The 17230-nt window shown below is 71.9% G+C and carries 17 protein-coding genes and 1 pseudogene; 8 read left to right on the top strand and 10 right to left on the bottom strand.

Annotated features, from left to right (window positions below; all coding sequences use genetic code 11):
• Positions 1-99 precede the first annotated feature (99 nt).
• Both AB0D27_RS34900 and AB0D27_RS34895 read right to left on the bottom strand, forming a co-directional pair.
• On the bottom strand, positions 100-1386 hold the full coding sequence (locus AB0D27_RS34900) for an ABC transporter substrate-binding protein (RefSeq protein ID WP_362516636.1): 1287 nt from the start codon (positions 1384-1386) through the stop codon (positions 100-102).
• Positions 1361-1894, bottom strand: coding sequence for a hypothetical protein (locus AB0D27_RS34895; protein ID WP_362516634.1), 534 nt, complete (start codon positions 1892-1894; stop codon positions 1361-1363). The genes AB0D27_RS34900 and AB0D27_RS34895 overlap by 26 nt, the downstream gene beginning before the upstream one ends.
• Before the next feature lie 121 nt (positions 1895-2015).
• Between AB0D27_RS34895 and AB0D27_RS34890 the strand changes: the two are divergent.
• The 3 genes and pseudogenes from AB0D27_RS34890 to AB0D27_RS34880 form a co-directional block, all read left to right on the top strand.
• Positions 2016-2477 (top strand): annotated as a pseudogene (locus AB0D27_RS34890) (hypothetical protein); the annotation flags it as partial.
• 302 nt (positions 2478-2779) lie between these two features.
• On the top strand, positions 2780-5806 hold the full coding sequence (locus tag AB0D27_RS34885; protein WP_362516632.1) for an ATP-binding cassette domain-containing protein: 3027 nt from the start codon (positions 2780-2782) through the stop codon (positions 5804-5806).
• Positions 5803-6531, top strand: coding sequence for an ATP-binding cassette domain-containing protein (locus AB0D27_RS34880; protein WP_362516631.1), 729 nt, complete (start codon positions 5803-5805; stop codon positions 6529-6531). Before AB0D27_RS34885 ends, AB0D27_RS34880 begins: the two co-directional genes overlap by 4 nt.
• On the opposite strand, the gene AB0D27_RS34875 is transcribed toward AB0D27_RS34880, so the two are convergent.
• Positions 6419-7120, bottom strand: a complete 702-nt coding sequence (locus AB0D27_RS34875; RefSeq protein ID WP_362516629.1) for a transglycosylase family protein — start codon at positions 7118-7120, stop codon at positions 6419-6421. The genes AB0D27_RS34880 and AB0D27_RS34875 overlap by 113 nt on opposite strands.
• A gap of 115 nt (positions 7121-7235) precedes the next feature.
• Positions 7236-7904 carry a transglycosylase family protein gene (locus AB0D27_RS34870; RefSeq protein ID WP_362516627.1) on the bottom strand — a complete coding sequence of 223 codons (669 nt, stop codon included), beginning with the start codon at positions 7902-7904 and terminating at the stop codon, positions 7236-7238.
• A 537-nt stretch (positions 7905-8441) separates the two neighbouring features.
• Between AB0D27_RS34870 and AB0D27_RS34865 the strand changes: the two genes are divergently transcribed.
• Positions 8442-9215 carry a hypothetical protein gene (locus tag AB0D27_RS34865; RefSeq protein ID WP_362516625.1) on the top strand — a complete coding sequence of 258 codons (774 nt, stop codon included), beginning with the start codon at positions 8442-8444 and terminating at the stop codon, positions 9213-9215.
• A gap of 116 nt (positions 9216-9331) precedes the next feature.
• Positions 9332-9739, top strand: a complete 408-nt coding sequence (locus AB0D27_RS34860) for a hypothetical protein (protein ID WP_362516623.1) — start codon at positions 9332-9334, stop codon at positions 9737-9739.
• Positions 9740-9810: 71 nt separating this feature from the next.
• Here AB0D27_RS34860 and der read toward each other — a convergent pair whose 3' ends face one another.
• From der to AB0D27_RS34830, 6 genes are all read right to left on the bottom strand, one after another.
• A complete protein-coding gene (gene der / locus AB0D27_RS34855; protein ID WP_362516621.1) occupies positions 9811-11286 on the bottom strand; it encodes a ribosome biogenesis GTPase Der in 1476 nt (491 codons plus the stop codon).
• Between the two features lie 77 nt (positions 11287-11363).
• The gene (locus AB0D27_RS34850) at positions 11364-12077 is read right to left on the bottom strand and encodes a lysophospholipid acyltransferase family protein (RefSeq protein ID WP_362516619.1); all 714 of its coding nucleotides are present in this window, start codon (positions 12075-12077) and stop codon (positions 11364-11366) included.
• Positions 12035-12730 carry a (d)CMP kinase gene (gene cmk / locus AB0D27_RS34845; RefSeq protein WP_362516617.1) on the bottom strand — a complete coding sequence of 232 codons (696 nt, stop codon included), beginning with the start codon at positions 12728-12730 and terminating at the stop codon, positions 12035-12037. Before cmk ends, AB0D27_RS34850 begins: the two co-directional genes overlap by 43 nt.
• A 672-nt stretch (positions 12731-13402) precedes the next feature.
• Positions 13403-14488 (bottom strand): prephenate dehydrogenase, encoded by a 1086-nt coding sequence (locus AB0D27_RS34840; protein WP_362516615.1) that lies wholly within the window; start codon positions 14486-14488, stop codon positions 13403-13405.
• Positions 14485-14847: a chorismate mutase gene (gene aroH, locus AB0D27_RS34835; RefSeq protein WP_362516613.1), complete on the bottom strand. Its 363-nt coding sequence runs from the start codon at positions 14845-14847 to the stop codon at positions 14485-14487. The genes AB0D27_RS34840 and aroH overlap by 4 nt, the downstream gene beginning before the upstream one ends.
• A 116-nt stretch (positions 14848-14963) precedes the next feature.
• Entirely contained in the window at positions 14964-15389 is a 426-nt protein-coding gene (locus AB0D27_RS34830) for a YidB family protein (protein WP_362516612.1), read from the bottom strand.
• Positions 15390-15565: 176 nt separating this feature from the next.
• Between AB0D27_RS34830 and AB0D27_RS34825 the strand changes: the two genes are divergently transcribed.
• Genes AB0D27_RS34825 through AB0D27_RS34815 form a run of 3 tightly spaced genes read left to right on the top strand, consistent with a single transcriptional unit; the run spans position 15566 to position 17226 of the window.
• Positions 15566-16219 (top strand): hypothetical protein, encoded by a 654-nt coding sequence (locus tag AB0D27_RS34825; RefSeq protein WP_362516610.1) that lies wholly within the window; start codon positions 15566-15568, stop codon positions 16217-16219.
• A gap of 24 nt (positions 16220-16243) precedes the next feature.
• The gene (locus tag AB0D27_RS34820; protein WP_362516608.1) at positions 16244-16828 is read left to right on the top strand and encodes a DUF6529 family protein; all 585 of its coding nucleotides are present in this window, start codon (positions 16244-16246) and stop codon (positions 16826-16828) included.
• Positions 16825-17226 carry a Rieske (2Fe-2S) protein gene (locus AB0D27_RS34815; RefSeq protein WP_362516606.1) on the top strand — a complete coding sequence of 134 codons (402 nt, stop codon included), beginning with the start codon at positions 16825-16827 and terminating at the stop codon, positions 17224-17226. The genes AB0D27_RS34820 and AB0D27_RS34815 overlap by 4 nt, the downstream gene beginning before the upstream one ends.
• Positions 17227-17230 lie beyond the last annotated feature (4 nt).

Raw genomic sequence — 17230 nt, 5'->3', positions numbered from 1 at the left:
GAGGACGAGCGCGAAGCGCGATACGGGGGGTCTGGGGGGCGGAGCCCCCCAGGTACCGGGTAGGGGCGGAGGGGGCGAAATCCCCTCACCCACACCCCGTCACGGCCGATACGGCAGCTGCGGCACCTCGAAGCAGTTGGCGTTCATGTCCCCCTGGGAGACCCAGCCCCGGCCGTCGGTCCAACGGGCCACCGACAGGCACGTTCGGCGACTCTTCGGAGGCTTGGCGAGGCGCTCGTACGCGACCGGAACCAGCAGCCCACCGGCGGTGTACGGCTCCCCCCGGTTCATGAATCCGTCGACACACGCCCGCGTCACTCCCCGCCCCGCACAGGACTGCGCCGCGTCCGCGAACCACCTCGCGGCCGCCCACCCCTCCACCTGCCACTGCGAGTGCGTCGCAAGCCCCTTGGTCGCGTCGCGGAACTCCCGCACAGCGGCGTCACCGGTGTCCTCGTAATTCCGGCTCGACCCGGTCGCCCACAGGGCATTGCGGCAACGCGGAGAGTCCTTGTAGTCCTCGGGAACGGTGGACGTCCAGTTCTGGACGTTGGTGACCTTGGCGATGACCTTGGCACCTACGTCGTCCATCGCCTTGCACAGCTGGGCGTTGCCGTGCGTGTCGATGGCGTCGAAGACGAGGTCGGCGCCCTGGTCCTTCAAGTCGGCGGCGGCAGCCCGGAAGTTGGGCAGCGCGAAGTCGACCTGTTCGCTCACCACCTTGTAGCCCTCGGCCTTCAGTCCCTGGGTGACGAGCCGGGCGTAGGCGGCCGAGGCGGACTGGTTGTAGGAGACGACGGCGGCCGTACGGGCGCCCTGCGCGCGCTTGAAGTAGTGGTAGACCTCGGTGCCGCCGTACAGCTTGCCGCCCCAGCCGGGGGTGCCGCTCCGGGGCGAGAGGCTGCCGTAGATCCCGTACAGGTGCGGGTACGTGTCGTAGGCCGCACCGATGGGCTGGCCGCCGATGTCGGGCACGCGCGCGTGGGACACCCGGGAGGCGCCCGCGTAGTCGAGGGCGGTGGTGGCGACGAGGGCGACGACCTTGTCCTCGTCGATCAGCTTGTGCACGCACTCGTTGTTGCCGACACCACTGCCCCCGTCGTCGCACAGACGCACCTCGACGAGCCGCCCGTCGATGCCGCCACGGGAGTTGAGCCGGTCGAAGTAGGCCTTCGCCCCGTCGCGCGGGCCGGTGAAGGCGGAGCCGCCGACCGGACTGGTGGCGCTGGTGATGATGCCGACGCGGATCGGGGCGGTGCCTCCTGGCGGCGTGGGCGTGGACCGGTGCTCGAAGTCGCTCTCGGGGAGGCGGCTGCCGCAGGCCGTGCCCAGGAGGAGCAGCACGGCCAGGGCGGCCGACTCAGCAACCGGGGCCAGGCGACTCATTGCCGCTCAGCTGGACCAGCGCGCAGAGCGTCTTGACGGAGACCTTCCAGGTGCCGTCCTGCTCAACGGCCGTCCCGGAGGCGCCCGGTAGGGCGGTGGCGCCCTTCAGGGTCAGCGAGTACGTCACGTTCGCGTCGGTCGGCGAGGTGAACTCGACCTTCTCGACCTTCGCCTGGACCTGCTGGCCGCGCTTGTCGCCGTTGAAGCCCTGCAGGACCTTGGTCATCCGGTCGCCGTTCTCCAGGACGGCCTGCTTGTCGTTCTGGGGGACGGCCGGGTCGAAGAACTTCTCCCAGTTCCGCTTGATCTCCTTCTCGGCCGCCGCCGGATCGGAGGGGGCCGCGGCACTGGGCTGAGCGCTCGTCGACTTCTCCACGGAGGGGGTGGGGACCGTCGTGGACCGGCCGCCGCTGTCGTCGCACGCGGTGAGGGCCGCGGCGAAGACGAGGACGACCGCCGCTGCCACCCCCCGGCCGTTCGCCCGCCTGAGATCGCTCCCGAGAACCATCTGGCTCACCACCGGGTGTCGTCCGGGCCAGGTGCGCCCGGTGCTTTCAGGGTCAACTTCCAGAAGGCATAGTGCAAGCCATTGGCTGACATGGACAGACACATGACGTGTGGGAGCCCGGATGCGGACAGCTCGACTGCGGACCGTGCACCCCGTCCTGTGGGCCGGGTGGGCCGCGCTCGCCACCGGAGCGGTGTTGTGCGTCATCGGCTGGTACGGCATCTCGGGCGAGCGGTACGCCGAACGCCAGTTGCCCTACCTCGCCTCGTGCACGGTGCCCGGCGCGGCGCTGATCATCGCGGGCGCGGTGCTGCTCACGCACGGCAGGAACGCGCTGGCAGCGGCGCGCGTCGAGGAGCTGTACGGGCTGCTCGTGGCGGCCGAGCCCGCCGACGCGGATGAGCCCGGGCAGTTGGCGGCCACGCCCCTGGCCACCAGCGGCGAACTGCTGATGGTGCCCGGCGGCACGCTGTGGCACCGCGCGGACTGCCCCCTGGTCGCCGGGAAGCCGGAGGCCGTGCCGGTGGACTCGCGGGTGCTGGCGAGCGGGGAGTTGGCACCGTGCCCGATCTGCGAGCCGTCCCCCACGGGTCCAGCCGCCAACGGTCCGTCCCCGGCCGATCCAATCACCACCGGCCCGTTCACCGCCGATCCCTCCCCCGCCGGTCCATTCACCGCCGATCCCTCCCCCGCCGGTCCAATCACCACCAGTCCATTCACCGCCGATCCCTCCCCGGCCGAGCCAATCGCCACGGGCCCGTCGGCCGCCGGTCCGTCCACCATCGGTCCCTCGGCAGCCGGTCCGTTTGTCGCCGATCGATCCGCCGCCGGCCCCTCCGCCGCTGATCCGTCCGCTGCTGATCCGTCCGCCGAACCGGGCGACTGATGGCGTCACTGACGTACGACCTCGTGCTCGCCGGTCTCTCCGTCGGCAGCGCCGCCGCGCTCACCGGGATCGGGCTGATCGTCACTCACCGGGCCACCGGCGTACTCAACTTCGCGCACGGCGCGATCGCGATGGTGTGCGCGTATCTGCTGCGCCAGTTCACCGTCGAGTGGGGCTGGCCGCTCGCGCTCGGCGCCTCGGTGACGCTCCTCGTCGTGGCCCCGGCCATCGGCATGGTCCTGGAACGTTTCGTCTTCCGCCCCTTGTCCGTCCTGGGCGGCGACCCCGCGCAGACCCTCGTCGCGTCCATCGGCGTCTTCGTCCTGATGGTCGGCGGGGCCGCCCTGGTGTGGGGCACCGGGGCGCGCGCGGACGCGCCGGCGCTGGTGTCGGCGGATCCGTGGGGGCAACTGGCGGTGGCCGTCGCGCTGGCCGTGGGCGTGGGGGCCGTGACGCACTGGACCCGCTTCGGCAGGGAGTTGCGTGCCGTCGTCGACGACCGCTCGCTGGCCGTCCTCGGTGGCATCGACGCGGACCGGGTGGCCGCGGCGGGCTGGGCCTTCGGCTCGTTCACGGCGGGTCTGACGGGCGTGCTGCTCGCCGCCTACGTGCGCCTCGACCCGTACGGCATGCCGCTGCTCGTGATGGAGGTGATGGCGGTGGCGGTGGCCGCCCGGATGCGCAGCCTCCCCATCGCCGTCGTGGTGGCCCTCGGTATCGGGGTCGCGCAGAGCCAGCTGACGCGGCTGCACCCCGCGGGCTGGGCCGAACCGCTGCTCCAGGCGGTCGGCGCGAACCTGTTCGTGGTCGCACTGCTGATCGCGGCGCTCGTGCTGCCCGGCATCGGCACCCGCGACGCGCTGCCGCGCACGGCGACGGCCCGCGTGGCGACGCCGCCGGGCGCCTGGATAGTGGCGGTCGTGCTCTTCCTGCTGCCCCTCGGGTTCGCGGGCTCGGATCTGCATACGTCGGTGCAGGTCCCGGCGCTGGGCGTGGTGTTGCTGTCCCTGGTTGTCGTCACCGGCCGGGGCGGGCAGATCTCGTTGGGGCAGGCCGCGTACGCGGGTCTGGGTGCCCTCTTCACCGCTCTGCTGGCGGCGGGCCGCTTCCCCGGCCTGCCGAGGCTGCCGGAACTGGCCGCACTCGCGGTGGCCGTGCTGCTGGTCGCCCCGCTCGGCGTGCTGACCGGCTGGCCGGCGATCAGCCGCCACGGGCTGGCGCTCGCGCTGGCCACCTTCGCGGTGGGCGTGGGCGTCAGCCGCTTCGTCTTCGCCCAGCCGTACGCCACGTCAGGGCTGTCGCTGGACCGCCCGGCCGGCTTCGACGGCGACCGCGCGTACTACGTCCTCGAACTCGCCCTGCTGGCCGCCGCGTTGCTCGCCGCGAGTGCTCTGCGCCGAGGCCGTACGGGCCGGGCCCTGGCCGCCATGCGCGACCACGAGTCGGGCGCGTCGGCGGCGGGCGTCCGTGTCCCCACCCTGAAGCTGACCGCGTTCGTCGCGGGCGCCGCACTGGCCGCGCTGGGCGGTGGCATGCTCGGCATGGGCCTGCGCGCCTTCGACGCCGCCGCGTACGACCCTGTCCGGGGGTTGCTGTGGTTCGCCGCGGTCGTGGTCCTCGGCGCCGACAGCGTCCTCGGCGCCCTGGCCGCTGCGGCCCTGTTGGTGGGGCTCGACGCGGGGGCACGCGGCGGCGTGGCGGCGGCCCTGATCGGCGTACTGGCGGTCCTCGTCGGCCGCTTCCCCGGAGGCCCGTACGAAGCGCTGCGCACAGCGGCCTCCCGCCTCCGGCTGCGCCGCCGGGCGACACTGACACCGCTGGGAACGGGCGTACGGCGACAACTGCTCCCGGCACAGGTGGGGAGCGCCCGGCGACCGGTGCCGACCGCGCACCCGGGCACGGGGAGAACCCCGCTGGGCGTACCAGGGAGAGCCACACCGCGCGTACCGGGGAGAATCACGCCGGTCGTACCGGGGAGAATCACGCCGGTCGTACCGGGGAGAATCACGCCGGTCGTGCCGAGGCGACGGCGACCGGAAGCATCCGCGGCGCACGACGTCCGACGCGCTCCGCTCAAGTCCGACCTCCCAAACGGTTCAGGCCTGGGGCCCCCGGCCCCTCCATCTGCCGGCGCCGTGCCGCCCACCGCTGCCGGTTGGGCCGTCCCCGACACCGATGCGCCCGCCGGGGAACCACACGCACCCCCCAGCCGGCCAGAGGTCGCCCCGCGAACCGGCAGGACCGCACCGCCAAGCGAACCGGGACGGGATCCGGCCCCGCGGCGCTGGACCGCCATCCCACGCCGAGCCGGGCCCCACCCGGCATCCCCTGTCCCGGCCCGCACCGCCCTCCGCGCCCGCCGGCTCCACGTCTCCTACGGCGGCTTCACGGCCCTCGACGGCATCGACCTGGATGTGCTGCCCGGAGAGGTCACCGCCGTCGTGGGACCCAACGGCGCAGGCAAGAGCACGCTCTTCCACTGTCTCGCCGGTACCCTGCGCCCCTCGTGCGGGCAGGTGCTGCTCGGGGAGCGGGACATCACCCGGCTGGCCGCGCAGGCGCGTACCCGGCTGGGGATCGCTCGGACATTCCAACAGCTGGCGGTTTTCCCGTCATTGACCGTTGCCGAAATTGTTCGGGTGGGCGCTGAGCAGGGCCGTCTCGCCGATCCGGCCGCCGTCGAACGGGCGTTGCGGCTGCTCGGGCTGGACGGCCCGGTGCGGACGCTGCACGCGGCGGGGCTGCCGACGGGGACGCTGCGACGCGTCGAGCTGGCGCGGGCGCTCGCCGGGGGCCCGCGGGTGCTGCTCCTCGACGAGCCCGCCGCCGGACTCGACACCGGCGAAGTGACGGCGCTGGCCCGCGTCTTGCGGGCCCTCGCCGCGGACGGCGCGGCACTCCTCGTCGTCGAGCACGACCTCGACCTGGTCGCCGACCTGGCGCACACCGTCCACGTCATGGCGGCGGGACGGATCGTCGCCTCCGGGCCCGCCGACCGCGTCCTGGAGACGGGGACCGGCGGATGAGCATCGCCCTGCGCCACGCGCGCGTGCGCTACGGCCCCCTGGAGGCCCTGCACGGCGTGAACCTGGCCGCCCCGGGCCCCGGCCTCACCGTGCTCCTGGGCCGCAACGGCTCCGGCCGTACGACCGTGCTGCGCGCCCTCGCCGGCACCGTGCCACTGTCCGGCGGGGCCGTCGTCTGGGACGGCGCCGACGTGACGCGCCTGCCCGCCTACGAGCGCGCCCGGCGTGGGCTGTGCCTCGTCCCGGAGCGCCGGGCCGTCTTCGGCTCGCTCACCGTCCGCGAGAACCTGGAGCTGGCCGCCGCCGACTTCGCCGCCGCCCTCGACGCCTACCCACAGCTGGCCTCCCTCCTCCCCCGCCGCGCGGGCACCCTCTCCGGCGGCGAGCAGCGCATGCTCGCGCTCTCCCGCGCCCTGCTGGCACGCGCGCGCGTGGTGCTCGTCGACGAACCCGCGCAGGGCATGTCACCGGCGGTCGCGGCACGGACGTACGAGCTGCTGAGCGGCCTCCACGCGTGCGTGGTGGTCGCGGAGCAGCGGCTGCCGCCTGGCCTGCGCGAACGGGCGGGCCGGACGACGTATGTCCATGAACTGCGCCGTGGCGCGGTCGCCTTCAGCGGAGAGGCGGCCGAGTCGACAGGGGGGCCGACGGGGTCAGGGGGCTCAAGGGCGGGCCGAACAGGGCGCGGTCCGAGCGCCGGGCGCGGCGCGAACCCTTCGGGATGACGAGCAGGGTAGCCACGTTCAGCAGTCCCGGACGGCTCCCGATCATCTTCTTGTTGGCCTTGTACAGCGCCTGCCAGCCGCCCTTGACCCGGTACTTGCGGGCGATCGACGAGAGTGTCTCGCCGGCCTTCACCGCATGCATGCGGCCCCGCAGGGCGTACCTCTTGGAACAGGCGGGCCAGGCCTCCCATCCCTGGGTGGCCACCACCTCCTCTGCGACGGTGATCTGCTCCTGGCGCGTGGCGAGATCGGCACGCGGGGCGTACGCGAGCCCGCCGAACTTCTCCCAGGTGGGCCGCCGGAACTGCAGCCCACCGTAGAAGCCGTTCCCGGTGTTGGCGTTCCAGCGTCCGCTGCTCTCGCACTCGGCGACGCAGCCCCAGGGCCACTGATCCTTGGCGCAGTCGTAGGACACCTGTACGGCCTGGGAGCCGGGAAACGGGGGCGGGGGAGCGGCGGCCGCCCGTTGAGGAACGAGGAGGAGGACAAGGAGGACGAGGACGGCCAGGGCGGCGGCGACCACAGCCGCGTACCGAACGCGCGTGATCGACGGGCTCGGCGGGGTCCGCGTGGCCGGCATGAGGTACATCGGGCCACGCTAAGCGGCCCGCGCCGCCCGCACGTTGAGCCGCGCCCGGCGCGAGCAGGGCCCCACCCGGTCGGAGGACCGGGCGGAGCCCCGTGCCCGGAGCGAGGGGGTGGGCTCAGATGTCGAGCCGCTGTCCGGGCACGATCAGGTCGGGATCACCGCCGATGACGGCCCTGTTGGCGGCGTAGATCTTCCGCCAGGTGGTCCCGTGCCGCGCGGCGATGCCGCTCAGCGTGTCGCCGCCGCGGACGGTGTAGTCGCCCCGGGACGAGCCGCGGTTGGTGTGGCCCGACGGACGTGCAGGCGCCTTCGACGGCTTCGACGTCGACGGCGCCGTCTTGGGTGTTGACTTCGTCACGGCCGGTCCCGCGGCCGACCCGCCGCCCGAGGACGCGGGCGCGTTTCCGTAGGCTCCGGCGCGCGCCGAGCAGGTGGGCCACGCGCCCCATCCCTGTGCGCGCTGGACCTTGCCGGCGATGGCGATCTGCGCCCCCTTGGACGCCTTGTCGGCGGTCGACGCGTAGGCCGCTCCGCCGTACGCGCGCCAGGTGCCGGCGGAGAACTGAAGTCCTCCGTAGTAGCCGTTTCCGGTGTTGATGTGCCAGTTCCCGCCGCTCTCGCACTGCGCGATGCGGTCCCACACTCCACTGTCGGCCGCGGCGGCGTTGCCGGTCGCGGCGAGCAGTCCGAGCGGGGCGAGCAGTGCCGCGCCGGCGAGGACCGCCGTCGTACGAGTCGTACGAGCCTTATGAGTGACCTGAGTGTTCTGGGCACATACGGACATGAAGTTCCCTCTCGAAACACTCGGGGTCCCCCAAGGCGGGGCGCGGTTCCCTGCGCGTAGGGCGCGGTCGTCGCGCTCCGCCCCGTCCGCCGGAGGCTGTGCTGCGAGCTGGCTTGGTTCGGCCGGCGGACGTACCCGAGCGGTGCTCGTTGCACACGGCGGAGCAATCTATGGAGCCCGTCGCCCCGATATCAACCAAGTCCTTGTCATTCGAGGCCAGTTCGCCGTTACCGCGAGTATCGTCGAATTTAGGCCACCCACTTCATTGGGTGATTTCCGGATTTGTCGACCTGCCGCCCTGGTGATCTGTGACTCACTTCACTGGACCAACTTCCTTGGTCCTCATAGAAGTTGACTGGGAGTGACTGATTCCGGGGAGAGCCTCACGCTGGGCGTCGGATGGTTCGATTCCGTTCGCTCTCGGGCGTGACTCCGGCCACAGATCGCCCGTTGTCATCTTCATGAGCCGGGAACCCTCCGGGTTCATGGGCCGGGAGCCACCCGGCACCGCCACGCACCGCATCCCGAGGAGCCACCGTGCCGCGCATGCTCGACGTCAGCGACGACGTACGCGCCGAGATCGGCGACGAAGAAGCCGACCGGCTGCTCGCCGGAGAGAACGCCCCCGGCAGTTACGACTGCACGTCCTGCCGCACCCCGGGCGACTCGGAACAGGAGCGCACCAGCACTGTCCTGTTCATCGGCGACGAGACCGCCGTCCTCGCCTTCGCCCACGCCACCTGTCTGCCCTCACAGGTCGTGCAGGTCACCGAGGAGCAACTGCAGGGCGCCGTCCGCTCGATCAGCCCCGGCGGCGTACCCGCCGAGGCCGCCCCCGAGCAGGCCGTGCTCGGGGTCACCAGCGGACTCGTCCTGATCAACGGCGAGTTGCACCCGGCCCTCGTCGTCGAGCCGACCGGGCCCATCGTGCGGCCCGGCTCGACCGATGTCGGCGACGACTTCCTGCCCCTCCTCATCGAGCAGGGCTTCATGCCGGTGACGGAGCTCAACTCGGTGCCGCCGGTGCTGCACGGCTGGTCCGTGCTGCTCGCCATGGGCCAGCTGCACGCCGTGCTCCAGCCGGGCACGGGTGGCGGCTCCCCCGTCGCCTGGTGGCAGGCGCACCAGGCGCTCCAGGTCGCCGAGAGCTGGCGGGCGGCCGCCAACAAGCACCAGCAGGTGCTCCTGTTCGCCGCCCCGGTCGGGTCGATCGGCCGCCAGCCCCGCGAGGACCTGCTGCGCGACGCGCTCGACAAGGCGGCGGCCAACGGCAAGCTCGTAGGCGCCACCCTGCCGCTCGCGGGGACCTGAGCAGCGGGCGGGAGCGGAGCCCGGACCGTCCGAAAGTGCGCCGGGCACACTCCGGTTGACCTGCGAAAGCAACGCGGTGGCCGCATCCGTTGGGCAGTGGGGTCGTTGGCACATACGTGCACACCTACGACGTCCCCCGCCGCCGTCCCTTCCAGCCGATCCCGTCCGCGCGACAAGCCCAGGATCCTCCGGTCGGGTCATCGACCACGCCGATCTACGACGCGCTCTACGCCGAGTGGGTCAGGTCCTACCGGGCCCTGCCCGGCGACCGGCACGGCGAAGAGGAGCTGGGCTTCACGGCTTTCGGAAGCCTCCCGCACGGTACGAACTCCTACGGCTCGTCGAACTCGTACAACTCCTACAGCTCGTACAGCGCGGGTGCGCTCTCCGCGCGCCAGGGCGCCGCGCAGCAGGGGCACACCGCGACGGCGACCGCCGTCTGGCAGGCGACCGGGCGGCAGTACAGCACGGGAATGCACCACATCCCGGCCGCGCTGCCGCCCGCACCCCGCCGGGGTCTTTGACCCACGCACGCGAAAGGGACGGCTCCTCGAGGAGTCGTCCCTTTCGCGTAGTTACCGCTACTTCTACACTTCTACTTCTTCTTGGCTCCGCGCTTCTCGCGCACCCGCACCGAGATGTGGATCGGGGTGCCCTCGAAGCCGAACTCCTCGCGCAGCCGGCGCTCGATGAAGCGCCGGTAGCCGTGCTCGATGAAGCCGGAAGCGAAGAGCACGAAGCGCGGGGGCTTGGTGCCCGCCTGCGTGCCGAAGAGGATGCGGGGCTGCTTGCCGCCGCGGATCGGGTGAGGGTGGGCGGCGACCAGTTCGCCGAGGAAGGCGTTCAGACGGCCGGTCGGGACGCGGGTCTCCCAGCCGTCCAGGGCCGTCTCGATCGCCGGGACGAGCTTCTCCATGTGCCGTCCGGTGCGCGCCGAGACGTTCACCCGCGGCGCCCAGGCCACCTGGAGGAGCTCGGTCTCGATCTCCCGCTCCAGGTAGTAGCGGCGCTCCTCGTCGAGGGTGTCCCACTTGTTGAAGGCGAGGACGATGGCGCGGCCCGCCTCGACGGCCATCGTGACGATGCGCTGGTCCTGGACGGAGATGGTCTCGGACGCGTCGATCAGGATGACCGCGACCTCGGCCTTCTCGACGGCGGCGGCCGTGCGCAGCGAGGCGTAGTAGTCGGCGCCCTGCTGAAGGTGGACGCGCTTACGGATGCCCGCCGTGTCGACGAACTTCCAGGTGACACCGCCGAGTTCGATCAGCTCGTCGACCGGGTCGCGGGTGGTGCCGGCGACCTCGTTGACGACCACGCGGTCCTCGTTCGCCACCTTGTTCAGCAGCGAGGACTTGCCGACGTTCGGGCGGCCGATGAGGGCGATGCGGCGGGGGCCGCCGACAGCGGCGCCGAAGGTCTGCGCCGGCGCCTCGGGAAGCGCCTCCAGGACGGCGTCCAGCATGTCGCCGGTGCCGCGGCCGTGCAGCGCGGAGACCGGGTGCGGCTCACCGAGACCGAGCGACCAGAGGTACGAGGCGTCGGCCTCGCCGCTCGGGCCGTCGACCTTGTTGGCACACAGGACGACGGGCTTGCCGGCCTTGCGCAGCAGTCGTACGACCGCCTCGTCGGTGTCCGTGGCGCCGACCTTGGCGTCGACGACGAAGACGACCGCGTCGGCCGCCTCGATCGCGTACTCGGCCTGCGCGGCCACGGACGCGTCGATGCCGAGGACGTCCTGCTCCCAGCCGCCGGTGTCGACGAGCTTGAAGCGGCGGCCGGCCCACTCGGCCTCGTAGGTGACGCGGTCGCGGGTGACGCCGGGCTTGTCCTCGACGACGGCCTCGCGGCGGCCGATGATGCGGTTCACCAGGGTCGACTTGCCGACATTCGGACGGCCGACGACGGCGAGGACGGGCAGCGGACCGTGGCCCGCCGCCTCGATCGCGCCCTCGACGTCCTCGACGTCGAAGCCCTCTTCCGCGGCGAGCTCCATGAACTCCGCGTACTCGGCATCGCCAAGCGCCCCGTGCTCGTGCTCTGCCGAGCCCTCGGGCTGGATGTGGTCGTTCATGAAGTCCGTACCTCGTCGTTCATTCGTGGTGATCGGTGGACCGCCGCATACCGGCTGATCCACTACTCAAGTGTCGCCTAGGGCCCGGTGGGGCGCCCGGCGTTTTCCGGGCGTCCGGTCAGACGCCTGGCGTGGTCCAGATGGGCGCTCAGCTGCTTCTGGATGCGCGTGGTCGCCTCGTCCAGCGCCTTGCGCGTACGCCGTCCGCTGCCGTCGCCCGCCTCGAAGGGGTCCCCGAAGACGACGTCGACCCGGCTGCGCAGCGGAGGCAGCCCCTTTATCAACCGGCTGCTCCGCTCGGAACTTCCCAGCACAGCCACCGGGACGATCGGCGCTCCGCTGCGTACGGAGAAGTACGCGAGCCCGGCACGCAGCGAAGCGAAGTCACCCTCGCCCCGGGTGCCCTCCGGGAAGATCCCGAGAACGCCACCGTTGGCCAGAACGCCGAGGGCATCGGTGATGGCGGTGCGGTCGGTGGTGTCGCGATCCACCTTCACCTGCCCGATGCCGAGCAGGAAAGGGTCGAGCGGGCCGATGAACGCTTCCTTCTTGATCAGGAAGTGCGTGGGCCGGGGCGCCACGCCCATCACCATCGGGCCGTCGATGAAGTGCGAGTGGTTCACGGCGAGGATCGCCGGGCCGCTCGCCGGGACCTTCCAGGCGCCCAGGACACGCGGCTTCCACAGCCCGTACATTAGTCCGACGCCGATGCGGCGCCCGACCTCGGCTCCCCGCTCCGAGGGTGCGGTCACTTGGCGGCCCGCTTCTCCTCGACAAGGGTGACGACGCACTCTATGACCTGCTGGAGCGTGAGGTCGGAGGTGTCCACCTCGACCGCGTCGTCCGCCTTGGCGAGCGGAGAGGTCTTGCGGCTGGAGTCGGCCGCGTCGCGCTTGATGAGCGCCTCGCGGGTGGCGTTGATGTCCGCGCCCTTCAGCTCACCGCTGCGGCGGGCGGCGCGCGCCTGCGGGGAGGCGGTGAGGAAGACTTTCAGATCGGCGTCGGGCAGCACGGTCGTCCCGATGTCACGCCCCTCCACCACGATCCCGTTCTCCGCGGACGCGGCGAGCGAGCGCTGCAGCTCCGTGATCCGGGCACGCACCTCCGGCACCGCGCTGACCGCGCTCACCTTGGCGGTGACCTCCTGCGTACGGATCGGGCCCGCGACGTCCGTCCCGTCCACCGAGATCGTCGGCGCGGACGGGTCCGTCCCGGAGATGATCTCCGGCTTCTCCGCCGCGGCGGCGATCGCGGACGCGTCCGTGACGTCGATGCCGTTGCTGACCATCCACCATGTGATCGCCCGGTACTGGGCCCCGGTGTCCAGGTAGCTCAGCCCGAGCTGCGCGGCCACGGCCCTCGAGGTGCTCGACTTGCCCGTGCCGGAGGGGCCGTCAATGGCGACAATCACAGCCGGGGCGGTCCGAGCGGCGCCGTTTTCCACGGTGGAGACACCTTCCTGGTGCGGGGTGGAGGTCTGTCCGGGACACGATCGCGCCCCGCACAAGGTTACTGGGTAGACCGAGCACCCCCGCACGGCGCTGCACAGCCCGAGCCGGGCCGGGAAAATCGAGCCCCTGAGGCGTTTGAGGAGCGGAGGCGAAATCCAGTCCCGGGGGCGAGGTTCAGCCCCGGGGCAGGGTTCAGTCCCGGGGCAGGGTTCAGTCCCGGGGGCAAGGTTTCAGTCCCGGGGCAAGGTTTCAGTCCCGGGCAAGATTCAGTCCCGGGGAAGGATTCAGCCCGGGGGCAAAATCCAGCCCCTCCGGCGTTTGAGGAGCGGGGGTCCAGGGGGCAGCGCCCCTTGGCGGGGTCTGGGGCGGAGCCCCAGGTATGGGACGGGTAGGGGCGGAGGGGGCGAGAGCCCGCCGCAGGCGCAGGACCCCGGGCCCGCCGCGGGCGCCTGAGCGGGATCGGAGCCGACGCCAGAGCCAGTGCCGGGGCCAGGGCCGCAACCGGGACCGGAGCCGGGCCGGAGCAGAGGCCGGAACCGGAACCGGGGCCGGGGCCGGAGCCGGGCGCAGGAGCCGGAGCCGGAGCCGGAGCCGGAGCCGGGCGCAGGAAACCAGGCCCGGCCGCGGGCAGACGGCGGGCTGCCGCCCGCCGGGCCCGCCCGCCCCTACTGCCGCAACGCCCAGCCCCGCTCCCGCAACGCCCCACTCAACACACCCGCCGCCTTCGGCTCCACCATCAGCTGAACCAGCCCGGCCTGCTGCCCCGTCGCATGCTCAATCCGTACGTCCTCGATGTTGACCCCAGCCATCCCCGCGTCCGCGAAGATCCGCGCCAGCTGCCCCGGCTGGTCGTCGATGAGGACAGCCACGACCTCGTACGCCCGCGGAGCGGACCCGTGCTTGCCGGGCACCCGCACCTGCCCCGCGTTCCCCCGCCGCAGCACGTCCTCCACACCGGTGACCCCTTCCCGCCGCTTGGCATCGTCGGAGGACTGCAGCGCACGCAGCGCACGCACCGTCTCCTCGAGGTCGGCGGAGACGTCCGCGAGGAGGTCGGCGACCGGCCCGGGGTTCGCGGAGAGGATGTCGATCCACATCCGGGGGTCGGAGGCCGCGATGCGGGTCACGTCACGGATGCCCTGCCCGCACAGCCGTACCGCCGCCTCCTCCGCGTGCTCCAGCCGCGCGGCGACCATGCTGGACACCAGGTGCGGCATGTGCGAGACGAGCGCGACCGCCCGGTCGTGCGCGTCCGCGTCCATGACGACGGGCACGGCACGGCAGTGCGACACCAGCTCCAGGGCGAGGTTCAGGACCTCGGTGTCCGTGTCCCGGGTGGGGGTGAGCACCCAGGGACGCCCCTCGAAGAGGTCACCGGTGGCGGCCAGCGGACCCGACTTCTCGCGGCCCGACATGGGGTGCGAACCGATGTACGCGGAGAGGTCGAGGCCGAGCGCCTCCAGCTCCCGGCGCGGCCCGCCCTTGACACTGGCCACGTCGAGGTAGCCGCGTGCGACCCCGCGGCGCATGGCGTCGGCGAGCGTCGCGGCGACGTGCGCGGGCGGCGCGGCCACGATCACGAGGTCCACGGGTCCCTCGGGCACCTCGTCCGTACCGGCGCCGAGCGCGGCTGCCGTACGGGCCTGCTCCGGGTCGTGGTCGGCGAGGTGGACGACGACGCCGCGCTGGGAGAGCGCCAGCGCCGCCGACGTACCGATCAGGCCGGTTCCGATGACGAGCGCGGTCCTCACTGGGCGATGTCCTTGCGCAGTGCGCCCGCCGCGCCCAGGTAGACATGCACGATGTCGGCGCGCGGCTTGTCGGACTCGATGTGCGCGAGGACGCGTACGACACGGGGCATCGCGCCCTCGATGTCCAGCTCCTGGGCGCAGATCAGCGGGACGTCGACGATGCCGAGCTTGCGCGCCGCGGCCGCCGGGAAGTCGCTGTGCAGATCGGGCGTCGCCGTGAACCAGATGCTGATCAGGTCGTCCGTGGTGAGCGCGTTCCGCTCCAGGATGGCGGTGAGCAGCTCGCTGACCTGCTCGTCCATGTGCCCGGACTCGTCCCGCTCCAGTTGGACGGCGCCCCGGACCGCTCGTACCGCCACGGTGATACTCCTCGCTGGTCTGCGTACACGTCTTGTCACACCAGCGTAGTCAGGCCGTGCGCGCGCGGGTGCGCGGCGCCCGCCTGGCGAGACGGCCGCCGCGCACCCGGCACGGCTCAGACGTTCTGGGCCTTGATGAGGTCCTCCAGCGAGCCGGAGGGGAGCGCTCCGTCCGGTGTCAGCTTGTCGACCGTCTCGGGCAGCGCCTGGGCGATCTGGGTCGCCGCCTGGTCAGGGGTGACGCCGGCCTGCTCGGCGACCTGCTTGAGGGTCTCGTCCGGCAGTGCCTGCTGGATCTGCGCACCGGTGACCGGCTGGTTCTCGCCGGTGCCGACCCAGGAGTTCTTCTGCTCGGCGAGGCCCGACTTGGTGAGCAGGTCCAGCAGTCCGCCCAGGGGGTTGCCGCCGCCGCTCTGGCCGTTGGTCAGGGACTGGAGCAACGCGCCCAGGATGTTGCCCGCGCCGGAACCGCCCGAGGTACCGCTCTGGCCGCCTCCGCCGAGGAGACCGCCGAGCAGGCTGCCGAGATCGTTACCCGCCATGGTCACGCCTTTCCAGAGTGCGGCCGGGGGTAGGTCACCGCCCGGCCTCAGACTCTGCCAATGTCACTCGAACCGCCCTGATCCGCCACTTGTAGTGAGAACACACCCGTGCGCCTCTGGACGCGGGGGCACCGGTCCGCTCTCATGGCAGGAGACTCGCCTCGGGGGAGGCCCGTATGAAGCGTCCAGGACCCCTTCTCACCCTTCTCGCGGGGCTGCTGCTCGGCGTGTTCATGCTCTCGCTCAACGCGACCACGGGGACGAAGAGCGCGTCGTCGTACCGGGAATCGCCCGGCGTCACGGCGCCGCCGAGCCCGACGCCCACGAAGACCACGCCGTCGCCCTCTCCTTCGAGGAGCGCGCCGCCGAACGCCGACTACGCGGGCCGTACCGACGACGACTCCTCGGCGGTCGCAGTCTCCCTGCGCGACGGCAAGGCGATCGCGTACTTCTGCGACGGGCACGACAAGGAGTCGTGGCTGAAGGGCGACGTCAAGGACGACGGCACCATGAAGCTCACCGGCAAGAACGGCGCCGAGCTCACCGGCACGCTCGAGGACGGCAAGCGGATTCGCGGCACCGTCGCCCTGGGCGGGCGGCACTACGGCTTCACCGCCGACAAGGCCGTCAAGCCGTCCGGGCTCTACCGGGCGACGGCCACGGTGCGCGGCGCCAAGCTCGACGGCGGCTGGATCGTGCTGCCCGGCGGCAAGCAGGTCGGCATCCTCGACCGTGACGGCAAGCCCTCGGCGGCGCCCCGGATCGACCCGGTGACCGGTGCCGTGACGATCGAAGGACAGCAGCTCACCGCGCGTCCTGTCACCCCCTGACCGCTCTGCCGTAGGGAACCGATCATGACCGTGGACCCGAACGCCGCCACCCAGGGCTTCCCCTCTCCCCCACCCGCTCACCGCCGCCCGAACCCGGCCCGCTATCTCGTCCCGGCCCTGGTCGCCGCGGCGGTCGCTGTGGGCCTCGGTGTGTACGGCAAGACGCACGACCCGACGGGGACCGCCTTCAACCTCGCCGGATTCAGCAGCACGGGCGCCGTGAAGTCATGGCTGGCGACGACGGCGTTCTTCTTCGCGCTCGTGCAGTTCGTGTCGGCGCTCATGATGTACGGAAAACTGCCGGGGCCCGGCTGGGCGGCGGTGCTGCACCGCTGGTCGGGACGGATCGCCTTCCTGGTGGCGGTGCCGGTCGCGGTGCACTGTCTGTACGCGTTGGGCTATCAGACGTACGAAACGCGCGTTTTGTGGCACTCGCTCCTGGGTTGCTTCTTCTTCGGTGCCTTCAGTGCCAAGATGCTGCTGCTCCGCTCGGAGCGACTGCCCGGCTGGCTGCTGCCGTTCGTCGGCGGCCTCGTCTTCGCCGTGCTCACGGCCATCTGGCTGACCTCCGCCCTCTGGTTCTTCCGTACGTTCGGAGTGACGACATGACCAACCGCTCGACGCGGCGCACGGTTCTCGCTACCGGGGCGTGCGCGCTGCTCGCGGGGTGCAGCAAGTACGGCGACAACAGCGGCTCCCAGCCGTCGTCGGCGGCGTCCGGCCAGGAGCTGGCCAAGACGAGCGACATCCCAGTCGGCGGAGGCAAGATCTTCAAGGACCAGAAGGTCGTGGTCACCCAGCCGACGAAGGACGACTTCAAGGCCTTCTCGGCGATCTGCACGCACCAGGGCTGCACGGTGAGCACCGTCTCGGACGGCACCATCAACTGCCCTTGCCACGGCAGTAAGTACAAGATCGAGAATGCCGCGGTGGCGCACGGTCCGGCCACCCGTCCGCTGCCCGCGAAGAAGATCACGGTGGAGGGAAATTCGATCCACCTGGCGTGAGCCG

This window comes from Streptomyces sp. NPDC048415 (assembly GCF_040651675.1).
Lineage (GTDB): Bacteria > Actinomycetota > Actinomycetes > Streptomycetales > Streptomycetaceae > Streptomyces.
This window is presented reverse-complemented; position numbering and strand designations above follow the sequence as displayed.